Origin of the sequence: Proteus hauseri (assembly GCF_004116975.1) — a bacterium.
GTDB lineage: Bacteria > Pseudomonadota > Gammaproteobacteria > Enterobacterales > Enterobacteriaceae > Proteus > Proteus hauseri.
The window spans coordinates 2822452-2835804 of the sequence record NZ_CP026364.1; the positions used below are offsets into that span (position 1 = coordinate 2822452).

Sequence of the window (13353 nt, forward strand, 5' to 3'; positions counted from 1 at the left end):
AGTGAGACAAGAATGTAAAATGAGCTAGATATGATTATTTATTAATGAACTTAAGTCTTTTTATGAAATTAATATACCGTTCCACTTTGGACGAATAGAATATTGTGCATATTTGATACAGATATAATGTTAATAGATGAGTATGATAATTTATTATATAGCGAATATAATAAATTCTGTTTGATTAAAATAACGCCGAAATACCTCTTGGACAAAAGATGTAATAGTAGAGGATAATTTTATTTATATATTAATATATGGGTGAGTAAAATTAACCGAAATTAAATATAAAAAAGACCACAGTAAATGTGGCCTTTTTCCATTGAATTTTGGTTTATGCTTTTGTCCAGCCTTTACGAATAGGATAGGCAAAACAGAATTGATAAAGTTGCTGTATCCATGATTGAAGCTTTTCTCCACCTTTAGACCATAAAATTTGACTTAAGCCGCAAGAAAGCAGACCAACGATAAAGCCACCTACCATATCAATTGGCCAATGTACGCCAAGATAGATACGTGACCAAGCTATAGCAATACTTAAACCAAGTAGGATGCCGCCAATTTTCTTATTGCTATGCCAAAATAAATAGGCTAATGCAATGGTAAAGACAAAAGTGCCATGATTACTTGGAAACGAAGGCGTTGCATCATGGTCGAGAAAGTTATAGCCAATTTGAGCAACAAAAGGACGGTCATGAGGTGCAATGACACCGATTAACCAAGATATAGAAAGTGCAATAACTAATGAAATTGCTGTTTTGCAAACTAAAGTGCGTTGCTGTTGAAGGTGCTTTTCGTTACCCCAAAGCCAATAAATGAGTAATGATAATGGAAAAAGGTATACAAGATACTTAGCAATGATTATTGCTAGGCTAATCTCTAAAGGAGAGGATGCCGGTGTTGCATTTATTATCGAAAAAACGGCTAAATTAAGTTGTTCCAGCAAGGTAAGCTCCATACATGTCGTGCTGATAAGCGATGTTTATGGTACATAATACGCAAGTCTGTAAGGGTAAATGAGCCAGTAATAGGGGTAAAGAGTATTTTTCTTATTTAATTGTGCTTTTTTAAAAGAAATGTCAGCTTTTTTGCAAACAAGTCTAATTTCGACTAAAAAATAAGAAACTACGGTTATCACTATCTTGCTCTCTCGTCTTCTCTTTCATCTAATACTTTATGAGGTGTGAATAATGTGGATCCAAAAAAATATCCTACTTAATGCTAGACCAAGAGGATTTCATTTAGTTACACCAGACTTGATTCAAGATTTACCGGAACTGAGACAATATAAAATCGGAATTGCTCACTTTTTTATTCAACATACTTCAGCTTCATTAACGATTAATGAAAATGCAGATCCTACAGTGCGTAGTGACTTTGAGAATTTCTTCAATAAAAATGTTAGAGAAGGGGAAGACTATTATCTGCATACTTATGAAGGAAGTGACGATATGCCTGCTCATATCAAAAGTAGTTTATTAGGGCAAAGTGTCACAATACCTATTACTCAAGGAGAGTTAAATATGGGAATATGGCAAGGAATCTATCTCGGAGAGCACCGTAATCATGGAGGCCGTCGTACTATTATTGCGACACTACAAGGCGAGTGTTATTAATTTTTAGGCAATAAAAAACCCGACAGTTATTTCACCAAAGGGGTTGAAACTATCGGGCTCCTCAATATTTGGGGACATCAAAGAAAAGCAGTGGCACTAATTCAGACTGCGGGTTAGAAAGAAAGTTCGCTGATTAATAAAAAAAAATAGAAATATTTTTTAGAAATGAAGGTGGGTAAAAAGAAATGAGGGTAAAGAGAGAGAGAGAAACGCTAAAACAGTTTGATAAATAAGCTGTTTTAGCGTTTTTAAATTAGTTATAGATGCCTAAATGCTCTTTAGCATAAGCTTCAAAATCTGTACAACCACCAATGTGTTTCTCATCAATAAAAATTTGAGGAACTGTTTCAACGGGTTTACCGACAGTTTTAGATAAATCGGCTTTTGAAATACCTTCAGCTTGAATATCAACATAACGGTATTCGAAATCATCACGTTTTTCAGTCAGGGTATCAGCCAATTGTTTTGCTCGTACACAATATGGGCAACCAGGGCGGCCAAAAATAACAACAAACATACGACACTCCTTATTGAGGAAATAAAATTCAGGCATAATAAGTTTTATTGTTTAACACTATGCCTTTTTATTTGGCTAAACAAAAACAGTTATTGCCTTTTAGTGTGATAAATTATACCAATTTGATGATTAATGAGATAGGACTTGCTGTAAAGCAATTGTGGAGAAAATATGGGAAAGCCTTCAAATCGTGATATGCGAACATTATCAGATATGCCAAAACCTATCATTATTATTGAGGTGATTGGTATTATTCTATTGGTTATGGCTTATCTTTATATCAACCAATATATTACTTCACCCTTGTGGTTTAGCTCTTATACGGGGCAACTTACTTTGGTTGTATTAGGGGTAATTTGTATGATCCCTCCAGCATTTCATATTGTTTGGCGAGCTATTCATCGTTTAACTTTTTTGGGTATTGATCAAAAGCCGGCTGATAATAAAAAGAAAAGTGATCATACTGAAAAATAACAAACTGCTTTTATTCGTCAAGATTGAGCCATTTAGCTGAGATATCTACAGTCTCAATTAGTTTAATTTTTTAGATTTTCCATTTATTACTGCCTTCATGCTAGAAAAAGTGGCAAAATAGAGCCCATGCAAAAGGCACTCTTTTTTTAGCGCTTAAAGGTTATTTTAATGGACGCTGTTGTTACTACAGATCTGGATCAGCTAAAATCTTGGCTGGACGAATTACAGATTGCTTATTATGAATGTGACTCTTGTCAGGCGTTACATTTACCGCATCTTCAATATATCAATGGTATCTTTGATGCCAAAATTGATATTCTCGAAGATGTGCTAGTCTTTACTGCTATTGCTGAGCTAAAACCATCAGCTATAGTGCCGTTGATGGCGAATCTTAGTCAAATCAATGCAAGTTCTTTATTTATTAAGACGTTTTTAGAAATCAGTGATGACAATTTACCCAAACTCGTTTTATGTCAATCACTGTCTGTCGCTGTCGGTATTTCATTTAATCAGTTTGATTTTTTTCTGCAAAAAGCAGAAGAACAATCCGCTGAGGTGATCAGTGAAATATTTAATAATGGTTTCTTATATGGCGAAAGACAAGAAACTGAAGATAGTGATGACGGCGACGTTGAAGACGAAGAAATAGATATTAACGTTTCATCTACTGACTCTGCCTATACTGTACATTAATTCTTATAACGGTCACAAAATCTTATGCAATGCGCACGATTTAGTGCGGGTGAGTGTCATTCTTGTGAATGGCTCTCTCTTGCTTATTCTGAACAAATAAAGAAAAAACAATACGATTTATTAGAACGACTTCCAAAAGATTATTCTTTTAATACTCTGATACCAGTTGAAAGCCAACAAATTCAGTTTAGGAATAAAGCTAAAATGGTTGTTAGTGGTAGCGTAGAAAGGCCTATTTTAGGTTTAAAACTGCGCGATGGTTCTGCTGTCGATTTATGTCAGTGCCCTCTTTATCCTGCTTCTTTTGAGCCAGTTTTCAAAATAATAAAAACCTTTATCGCTAAAGCGGGATTGGTACCTTACGATATTGAGCGCCGCCGCGGTGAATTGAAATTTATTCTATTAACAGAAAGTCGTGCGGGTGGTGCAATGATGTTGCGCTTTGTTTTGCGTTCAGAAAAAAAACTTGAACAATTACGCACTGTCTTGCCTTGGTTACAAACACAGCTTCCTCTGCTAGCCGTTATTTCAGTGAATATTCAGCCTGTGCATATGGCAATATTAGAAGGTGAAAAAGAGATAGTATTAACTGAAAAATCTTTTTTAGATGAATCTTTTAATCAGATCCCACTTCATATTCGGCCTCGTGGTTTCTTTCAAACCAATCCGAATGTTGCCGCTACTCTTTATGCAACAGCGGGTAATTGGGTACGAGAATTAAATATCACTCGGTTATGGGATCTCTTTTGTGGTTCCGGGGGCTTTGGTTTACATTGTGCAGATAAATTCACCGAGTTAACAGGTATCGAAATTAGCCCTGAAGCCATTGAATGTGCAAGATTATCAGCAAAAGAACTAGGGCTTGAACATGTTGAATTCCAAGCTTTAGATTCAACCGGTTACGCACAGGCCAAAGAAGATGTCCCGCAATTAGTTCTGGTTAATCCACCAAGAAGAGGAATTGGCGAGGCATTATGTGAATACCTTAATAAGATGAAACCAAGTTATATTCTTTATTCCAGCTGTCATGCTCAAACAATGGCTAAAGATATAGAACGTTTGTCTCATTACCAGATTGATAGAGTGCAGTTGTTTGATATGTTTCCCCATACTTCGCATTATGAAGTACTGACATTGTTAGTATTACAAGAGAGTTAAGATATTCATTACAAAATAGATAATGAATGTTAGTATAAATAAGCATTTAACGCTCGATGGATAACATCGGGCGTTTTCTTTTTTATTAAATAGGCATTTTATTTTATGCGAAATTTAAAAGCGTTATTGTTAGTGATGGTGTTGCTAGGGCCATTGGGAATCGATCTTTATTTGCCAACAATACCAGCGATTGCTCAAGATTTAGGGAGCAGTGAATCTCTTATTCAATCAACTATCGCTTTATTTATTTTGATTTTGGGAGTAGGGCAACTTATTTCGGGGCCATTGGTTGATAGATTTGGTCGTAAGCCCATCGCGATTATTGGTATCGTGATTTATATTTTAGGTTCAATTATTGCCACACTTTCGACTGATTCGACACTGTTTATTATTTCACGCTTATTGCAAGCTTCGGCGGTTTGTTGCACTTCTGTTGTCGCTTTCACTTGTGTGCGTGATTGTTTTAATGGTAATGATTCAGCCCGCGTTTTTGGCTTTTTAAATGGTACTTTAAATATTATTCCTGCATTAGCACCGTTGCTAGGTGGATTATTAGCTGAATATTGGGGATGGCGAGCACCTTTTGGCTTTTTAATTTTTTATTCAGTTTTAGTTTTAATTCTGATTACATTATATTTACCTGAAACTAAACCAGAAAATATTGCTCAATCGCAGCAAAAATTGGGCAAAACATATCTTGAGATTTTATGTAGTAAACGATTTTTAACTTTTGCGTCAGTTAATGCAGGGACAATGGGAATGGCATTAACTTATGTTTCGTTTTCTCCTATCGTATTAATGCATGATGCAGAATTAACTCCGCTGATATTTTCAATTGTTTTTGGTGTTAATGGTTTTTGGATAATGTTTGTTAGCTTCTACGCCAATCGCATTATTCACCGTGTTGGTAGGCCCATCTGCCTTATTTTAGGTGGTGGATTAATGGGATTAGGCGGTATTAGTTTATTATTAAGCTTATTATTTTTGCCAGACGAAATACAAAATCATTGGCTTATTTATATGCTTCCTGTAGCAAGTGCTTGCGCTGGACTTGCATTTATTATGGGGCCTGCAACTAGCTATGCACTTGAGCCTTATTCACAAAATGCGGGTATTGCATCTGCTTTGGTTGGTTTTATACAAATGGCAGGTGGCGCGGTATTAGGCTTAACAGCGTTAGCTTCACCAGTGCAACCTAAATTAGCGTTAGCTATTGTTATGTTGATTGGTGGTTTATTAGCATGGAATGCATACAGAGTAAGTCATAAGGAAACGTTGGTAGAAAAACAAACCTCATAAGATTTTTATTATTCTTTAGTTATAAAAAAGCACCCCATCGTATCTAACATTGGAGTGCTTTTTTAAAGCTACTATTGCGTAGCGCGATCTTTAATTGCGATGCTCAAACTCTAATGCTTTTTTCTCTATCATTCGCATAATGAGTGTTAATAATCCATTAATACACAGATAAATAATGCCTGCAGCAACAAATACCATTACATCATAGCTTTGTCCAAAAACTTGACGGCTATAGCCTGTTAACTCAAGTAATGTAATGGTACTTGCTAATGAAGTACTCTTAAATATCAGTACAACTTCATTGGAATAAGAAGAAAGCGCGCGTTTAAAAGCATAAGGTAAAATTACTCTTGATGTTTGCAGCGGCGACATTCCTAATGCTTGACACGATTGCCATTGGCCAGCAGGTATTGCGCGTACAGCACCGTGGAAAAGTAAGGTTGAATATGCAGCACTATTAAGTGCTAGCGTGACCATTGCGCAAAACCAAGGTGTTGAGAATAACTCCCAAATGATTGGATAGTTTTTTAATGCAGGGAATTGACCTGGGCCATAATAGATTAAGAAGAACTGCACCAATAAAGGTGTACCTGTAAATAAGGTAATATAAGCTCTTACTATAGGTGTAATAATGGGCGTTTTTAACGAGAGTATAAACGTCATTAATACAGATAAAGTAAATGCTACCAATAAGGCAACAAAAGTTAAGGATAAACTAGTGGGTAATCCCGGTAGAATAGCAACAATATAATCCCACATTATGAGGCTCTCCGTTCAAATCGGGTCGTTCTCATCTCTAACCACTTAAGGATATATTGGCTAACTAAGGTAATTGCCAGATAAATAAGAGCAACAATGCTATACCATGTAAACGGTTCTTGAGTCCTATTAGCAATACTTTGTGTCTGCAACATTAAGTCATTTACACTGATTAGCGAAACTAATGCCGTATCTTTGAGTAATACTAACCACTGATTACCTAATCCAGGAAGTGCATGACGCCACATTTGTGGCATAATGAAGCGCAAAAAGATACTCGCTCGTTTCATTCCAAGTGCTTGGCCTGCTTCCCATTGCCCTGAAGGCACTGCTTTTAACGCACCACGTAAGGTTTGGGATGCATAAGAAGCGTAGAGCAATGAAAGGGCGATTACACCGCAATAAAATGGCAATGAATCTGTATCATTAAAATCGATTTGAAGAGTAAAGGAGCCGATTTCAATACCATCCATTAGCATCATGACACCTTGTAAGGTGCCATAATAGACAAAGAGAACTACCAGCATTTCTGGTAATCCTCTAATGAGCGTGACCCAACATGTTCCTAGAAAAGCAAAAGCTTTCCATCTCGCGGATTCCCAAGCTGTAAACAGCATGGCTAGAACTAATCCGATAATAAGAGCAGAAATAGCAAGTGAGACCGTTGTAACGGCCGCACCTGCTAGAGTTGTTATTTCATTCATTTATTAAGCTATTGTTGTTATTAAGATATTTTTATTCAAACCATTTTTTATAAATGACATCATAGGTGCCATCGGCTTTAACTTCAGCTAATGCTTTATTTAATTTATCTTGTAAATCAGCATTACCTTTTCTTACCGCTATGGCAAGGCCTGCACCGAAGTAGTTAGGATCAGTAACTTTCTCACCAACAATGCCTAATTCAGGATTTTTCTTCAGCCATTCATTAACAACCGCAGTGTCACCGAAGATAGCTTCAATACGACCATTTTTAAGGTCTAATACTGCATTTTGATAGCTATCATAAGGAACAGTTTTCATCTCTTTATGTTCTTCATTGATGAATTTCTGATGCGTTGTTCCGTTTTGAACACCAATTTGTTTACCTTTTAAGCTCGCAACATCAGAGATTTTACCTGTAACTGTAATAAATACAGCAGAGTTATCATAGTAAGAATCTGTAAAATCAACTTGTTTTTGACGTTCTGGCGTAATATCGATACCGGCCATTAGTGCTTCAAAACGACGAAATTTCAGGCTAGGAATTAAGCTATCAAATGACTGATTAGTAAAGGTACATTCAGCGTTAATTTTTTCGCACATTGCATTTGCTAAATCAACATCAAACCCTACGATTTTGTTATTTGCGTCAATCATTTCAAATGGAGGATAAGTTGCTTCTGTTGCAAAACGGATTGTCTCTTTTTCAGCCGCAGTTGCAGAAAGTGTAATACTGGTCAGAAGTGCTGCAAATAATATCTTTTTCATTGTCAGATCCCGATTTAGTGTGACAAATAATTAGCAAAAGCTTCCGTTTGTGGAGCAATAAAATGATGATTATCACCTTGCTCTATAATACGGCCGTTTTCCATATATACAACTTTGCTCGCGGCTTTGCGTGCAATTTCGACTTCATGAGTAACAATAACCTGTGTAATACCAGTTTCAGATAACTCACGAATAATATCAACAACCTGAGCTGTGATTTCAGGATCTAATGCTGCAGTAGGTTCATCAAATAACAGAACTTGTGGTTCCATCATTAATGCTCTTGCTATTGCAACACGTTGTTGCTGACCACCTGATAAATGCAAAGGAAAACGTCCTGCATAATCACTTAAACGTAAACGTTCGAGTAATTTCATGGCTTTTTCTTTCGCTTGCGGCTTTGATAAACCTAATACACGACAAGGTGCTTCAATTAAATTATCAAGAACAGTCAGGTGTGGCCATAAATTATATTGTTGGAATACCATACCGACATTTTGGCGCAAAGTACGAATCGCTTTTGCATTAGGTTGTTGGCTAAAATCAAAATTTAAGCCCGCAATCTCTAATTCGCCAGAACGAGGCATTTCCAGTAAATTAAGAACTCTCATTAAAGAGCTCTTACCTGCACCACTTGGTCCTAATAGAACCATTGTTTCACCAGCAGAGCATTCGAGATTAATATCATAGAGTGCTTGGTGCGAACCGTAGAAACAATTTATATTTTTTAATTGAATACTCATGCGTTTTTTCTGAATAGTCATTAACTGTTTCAAATAATAAAATGGTGAGAATAATTATGCAACCAAAACTGCATAATAAAGTGATTTTTTTACTTAAAAATGGATATATTGGCTATTTTTCTTCACTTTTAGGTGAGTTTTTATCCAGTTTGTAAGCGCTATTACTGATTGATTGTGCCATACCTTTGAAAATAAATAAGTGCGCAGGCATCATCGCAAACCAATAAAGTAATCCACTAAAACCAGCTGGATGCCACCAAGCCCGAACATCTAATGAGCGAAGGTTACCACTATCATGAATAGTAAAAGAGAGGCGGCCTAATCCCGGTGCTTTCATACCAAAAAGTAAGGTAAGTTGTTTCTCTGGCTGGATTTTAATGACTCGCCAGCCATCAATCATATCACCCAGCTTGAGCGTTTCATGTTCAGGTCTACCATAAATCACCTTATTACCCACAATATCATCCATTACAGCCCTAATTTTCCATAAAGAATTGGCATAAAAATAACCTTGTTCACCACCAATTTGTTGAACAGTGTGCCAAAGGGATGCGGCACTGGCTGGTGTCGAAACAGTATAGCCCGCATTTTTAGGATAATAACCATAACCGGGTTTCCAACGATTACGAACAACGGGATCGTAACCCCAATCTTGGTTATCGATAGCCGCTTCTTCATCCGCAAGGGTCTCTTTAACTGCATCATCAAATGAAATAAGTGTTTGAGGAATAAGTTTGCGTAAAGGTGCGTCCTTTGCCGGTAGGTCGTGTTTTAGTCCTTGAATAAGTTCTTTAGCAATTGAGGTAGGAACAGACGTTATCATGCTAATAAAACCAGCGGAAATAATACTCTCAGGAATAGGTAATGGAATTAGCAGACGTTTTTTCCCTGAAATTTTAATAAAGCGCTCAAAGAGTGTTTGATAACTAATATATTCAGGGCCACCTGCATCAAAAATACGATGTTGATGGGTTGGATGCGCAATAATTTCAGTTAAATAATGAATTAAGTTTTTTAACGCAATAGGGGATGATTTTGATCGTACCCAACGTGGTGGCGTTAATATAGGAAGGTTGTAAACCATATCGCGCATAATTTCAAAAGCCGCTGAACCCGGGCCAACAATCATAGATGTACGAATCTCTGTAACAGGAATAGTGCAGGTTCTTAATACTTCTCCGGTGAGTTTTCTTGCAATGAGGTGGGGCGAATATTGCTGATCTTTATGCTGTAATGCACTTAAAAAAATGATCTGTTTAACGTCAGAACCTTCTAGTGCATCTACAACATTAAGTGCAGCAATACGTTCTTTCTCAACTAAATTGTGTGCATCACCCATACTGTGCACAAGGTAATACACAATATCCGTATCGTGCATTATCTTTTTTAAGGTATCAGGGTTATGTAAATCGACAAAAACACAGCGTGTATTTTCCCAACCTTGAGACATCATCCAATCTATTCGACGGGCACCCGCAGTAACTTGATGCCCTTGGCGAATTAATGCTGGAATAAGATTTTGACCAATGTGCCCACTTGCACCGAGTACTAATATACGCTGCTGATCCATTGTTAACCCACTGTAAAAAATGACTTAGTAACCTCTATTGTTACTGATTTTTCTATGAAGTAAAGAAAGCCATTAATATTGGTGTGATTAAACTTAAAACAAAACCATGAACAATAGCGGCAGGAACTATACTTACGCCACCACTACGCTGTAAAACAGGTAACGTAAAGTCCATAGACGTAGAACCACAAATACCTAATGCAGTATTTCTATATCGATTAACAATAATTGGAATAAGCATAATCGCCGCTAACTCACGCATTAAGTCGTTAAAAAAGGCCGTGCTACCAATAACTGGACCAAAAGCATCAGTTAAAACAATGCCGGATAATGAATACCAGCCATAACCAGAAGCAATAGCTAATCCCATTTTCATTGGTAATCCAAGTAAATAAGCAGCTAATGCCCCACCAGCAAGGGCGCTAACGCCCATAACAATAGCGACCGTTGTGCCTCGGCGATTGATTAAAATTTGTTTTGGGCTCATGCCACTATTGCGCAGCTGTAGTCCAACTAACCATAATAAGAAAATAAGTGCGCCCTGACTTGCGTGAGCGGCATAATTAAAAATAGACCAACCAGTTAAACCCACTAAGAAACCCAAAACGACGACACCACATAATTGTAGTGACTCAAGTATCATTTTTATGCGTGATGGTGGCTTAGATTGCTTATGAGCTGGAACATGCCACGGATCTTTTTTATCAAGTAGCCATAAAAACAATAAATTCGCGCCAAAAGTACAAAAAAAGAAGACACTAGCATAAGACAAAATAGAGACTAAATTTTCACCAATATTATCTAACATGGCCAAGCTTACGCCCATGATAAATAGGATAACGTAAACCATCGCACTGAGTAGGCGATTAGCTAATTGAAGTAGAGGACGATGGTTTAGTTTAATCAAATACCCTACAAAAAGAGGAAGTAGGATAATTAATAACCCTGATAACATTGCTATTCCTTACTGAGTGGTCTCAAAATTATAAAATAAACTAATAACGTGAATTGTATTATAACATTTGCTAATGACGTTGTGGATACAGAAACGACGATAAGTTTAAAATTTTTATTGGCAGAGCAAGAGCCTAACATGATTATTAAAAAGAAACGTAGATTGCTTGAAAATTAAACTATTTAGAAGTTTATCGAATAGTTGAGTAAATTTTATTACGGTTTATGTTAACTATGATATTAATGACAATATTATTAAGTGAAATTATTGATATAACGATAAAACGAGTTGATAAATAGGAAAGAAAATAAAACCATAACTTAGTCGTTACCTGCGAGGGATAATATGTATTTAGAACGAGTGGAAATAGCAGGATTTCGGGGACTCAATCGCTTATCGCTTCCCCTTGATATGAATACGGTTTTAGTCGGTGAAAACGCTTGGGGTAAAACGTCATTATTAGATGCGCTAACGCTGAGCTTAGGAATTGAGTCCTACCAATATGTTTTTACACCAGAAGATTTTCATCGGTTACCTGATGAACCTGAAAATAGTAAAAAAAGCCTACAGATTATTTTAACATTCACAGAGATTCGTCCTGGTCGTCATCATTCTTATCGTTTTCGCAAATTAGCACCTATTTGGGTAGAGAATGGCGATGAGCTTAAACATATCTATTATCGTATTAGTGCTGAGCTGGATGAAGCTAAAAATGTAAAAACGTTTCGTTATTTTCTTGATAAAGAAGGTAAACAAATTCGTTTGCCAAATGGACAAACAAACGAAATTATTGCTGAAATTGTACGACTTTACCCGGTCCTTCGTCTGCAAGATGCGCGTTTTATGCATAAGTTAACCACGGATGTGATTGATCCTCACAATAAACCACAGCGTGAAGAATTTAATAGTAAAATGAATGCGTTAACAAAAGCATTTATTAACAATCCGTATAATCTTTCTGATGAAGATTTAAAAGAAGGGCTTGATGCAATGCAGCAATTGTTAGGCCACTATTTTGCTGATCATGGCTCTTTATTATTTAAGTCTAATCGACATAACCATAAAGCCAATGAACCTCATGTTAGAGGATGGCATGCTTTAGAAAATATTAACAAAATTTTGGCGAAACCCAATCAACGTAATATTCGTTTGATTATTTTGGGAATGTTTTCATCCATTTTACAATCTCGTGGTAGTGTCGCGCTTGATCCTTATGCTAGACCTATTGTGATCGTCGAAAACCCAGAAACACGCTTACATCCTATTATGCTATCTGTTGCATGGGGATTACTTAATCTATTTTCTTTACAGCGTATTACCACAACTAACTCGGGTGAATTACTCTCTCTAGCTCCACTACAAAGTGTGTGTCGTTTAGTTAGAGACACCGATAAAGTGGCGGCTTATCGTTTAGGTAATAAACAATTACAAGCAGATGAAGAGCGTCGAATATCTTTTCATATTCGTTATAACCGACCATCAGCACTTTTTGCTCGTTGCTGGTTATTAGTTGAAGGTGAAACCGAAATTTGGCTGATGAATGAGTTAGCAAGGCAATGTAGTTATTTCTTTGAGGCAGAGGGAATTAAAGTTATTGAGTTTGCACAGTGTGGACTTAAGCCATTATTAAAGTATGCAACATTAATGGGGATAGAATGGCATACCTTAGTTGATGGTGATGAGGCAGGTAAGAAATACGCAGCCACAGTTAAGGAATTTGCCTTACGGATGAATGATACTGAGCGTGATCGATTAACTCGTTTACCCGCTTTAGATATGGAACACTTTTTATATAAAGAGGGATTTCGCAATGTGTATCACGATGTTGCTGGGGTTGCTGATAATGAAAAATGGCCAACTCGACGCGTGATTATTAAAGCTATTCAGCGATCTTCAAAACCCGATCTCGCACTCGCGGTGGCTAACAATGCGGCTCAAAGAGGGATAGATTCTATTCCTTCATTACTAAAAAGTATGTTTTCACGTGTTGCTTGGTTAGCAAGAGGGAAAGCAAATTAGAAATAACATACTTATGTAACATATTTTTTATTTATAAATATCCCTGTGTGACGTTTCATCGTCACACTCAGTATTAACCG

14 protein-coding genes are annotated in these 13353 nt (G+C 36.7%); 6 read left to right on the top strand and 8 right to left on the bottom strand.

The annotated features are described in order from the left end of the window. Positions 1–334: 334 nt before the first annotated feature. Positions 335–946 carry an undecaprenyl-diphosphate phosphatase gene (gene ybjG / locus PH4a_RS12850; RefSeq protein WP_129040250.1) on the bottom strand — a complete coding sequence of 204 codons (612 nt, stop codon included), beginning with the start codon at positions 944–946 and terminating at the stop codon, positions 335–337. A gap of 244 nt (positions 947–1190) precedes the next feature. Between ybjG and PH4a_RS12855 the strand changes: the two genes are divergently transcribed. After that, on the top strand, positions 1191–1616 hold the full coding sequence (locus tag PH4a_RS12855; RefSeq protein ID WP_129040253.1) for a secondary thiamine-phosphate synthase enzyme YjbQ: 426 nt from the start codon (positions 1191–1193) through the stop codon (positions 1614–1616). 253 nt (positions 1617–1869) lie between these two features. Here PH4a_RS12855 and PH4a_RS12860 read toward each other — a convergent pair whose 3' ends face one another. Beyond that, positions 1870–2133 (bottom strand): GrxA family glutaredoxin, encoded by a 264-nt coding sequence (locus tag PH4a_RS12860; RefSeq protein WP_064719466.1) that lies wholly within the window; start codon positions 2131–2133, stop codon positions 1870–1872. Between the two features lie 171 nt (positions 2134–2304). Between PH4a_RS12860 and PH4a_RS12865 the strand changes: the two genes are divergently transcribed. From PH4a_RS12865 to PH4a_RS12880, 4 genes are all read left to right on the top strand, one after another. Then, the gene (locus tag PH4a_RS12865; protein ID WP_064719467.1) at positions 2305–2607 is read left to right on the top strand and encodes a YbjC family protein; all 303 of its coding nucleotides are present in this window, start codon (positions 2305–2307) and stop codon (positions 2605–2607) included. A 168-nt stretch (positions 2608–2775) separates the two neighbouring features. Next, on the top strand, positions 2776–3300 hold the full coding sequence (locus PH4a_RS12870; protein ID WP_129040255.1) for a YbjN domain-containing protein: 525 nt from the start codon (positions 2776–2778) through the stop codon (positions 3298–3300). Between the two features lie 24 nt (positions 3301–3324). After that, entirely contained in the window at positions 3325–4458 is a 1134-nt protein-coding gene (rlmC, locus tag PH4a_RS12875; RefSeq protein WP_129040257.1) for a 23S rRNA (uracil(747)-C(5))-methyltransferase RlmC, read from the top strand. A 105-nt stretch (positions 4459–4563) separates the two neighbouring features. After that, a complete protein-coding gene (locus tag PH4a_RS12880) occupies positions 4564–5757 on the top strand; it encodes a multidrug effflux MFS transporter (RefSeq protein WP_129040259.1) in 1194 nt (397 codons plus the stop codon). Between the two features lie 90 nt (positions 5758–5847). Here PH4a_RS12880 and artM read toward each other — a convergent pair whose 3' ends face one another. The 6 genes from artM to PH4a_RS12910 form a co-directional block, all read right to left on the bottom strand. Beyond that, positions 5848–6516, bottom strand: coding sequence for an arginine ABC transporter permease ArtM (gene artM / locus PH4a_RS12885; protein ID WP_064719471.1), 669 nt, complete (start codon positions 6514–6516; stop codon positions 5848–5850). Further along, complete coding sequence (gene artQ / locus PH4a_RS12890; protein ID WP_064719472.1) at positions 6516–7220, bottom strand: arginine ABC transporter permease ArtQ; 705 nt, start codon at positions 7218–7220, stop codon at positions 6516–6518. Before artQ ends, artM begins: the two co-directional genes overlap by 1 nt. Before the next feature lie 31 nt (positions 7221–7251). Then, on the bottom strand, positions 7252–7986 hold the full coding sequence (gene artJ / locus PH4a_RS12895) for an arginine ABC transporter substrate-binding protein (RefSeq protein WP_064719473.1): 735 nt from the start codon (positions 7984–7986) through the stop codon (positions 7252–7254). 14 nt (positions 7987–8000) lie between these two features. Continuing rightward, positions 8001–8729: an arginine ABC transporter ATP-binding protein ArtP gene (gene artP, locus PH4a_RS12900; protein ID WP_064719474.1), complete on the bottom strand. Its 729-nt coding sequence runs from the start codon at positions 8727–8729 to the stop codon at positions 8001–8003. Between the two features lie 112 nt (positions 8730–8841). Then, positions 8842–10299: a DUF2867 domain-containing protein gene (locus PH4a_RS12905; RefSeq protein ID WP_129040261.1), complete on the bottom strand. Its 1458-nt coding sequence runs from the start codon at positions 10297–10299 to the stop codon at positions 8842–8844. Positions 10300–10351: 52 nt separating this feature from the next. After that, complete coding sequence (locus PH4a_RS12910; RefSeq protein WP_064719476.1) at positions 10352–11254, bottom strand: LysO family transporter; 903 nt, start codon at positions 11252–11254, stop codon at positions 10352–10354. Between the two features lie 345 nt (positions 11255–11599). On the opposite strand from PH4a_RS12910, the gene PH4a_RS12915 reads away from it, so the two are divergent. Then, positions 11600–13273 (top strand): DUF2813 domain-containing protein, encoded by a 1674-nt coding sequence (locus PH4a_RS12915; protein WP_129040263.1) that lies wholly within the window; start codon positions 11600–11602, stop codon positions 13271–13273. Positions 13274–13353: the final 80 nt, after the last annotated feature.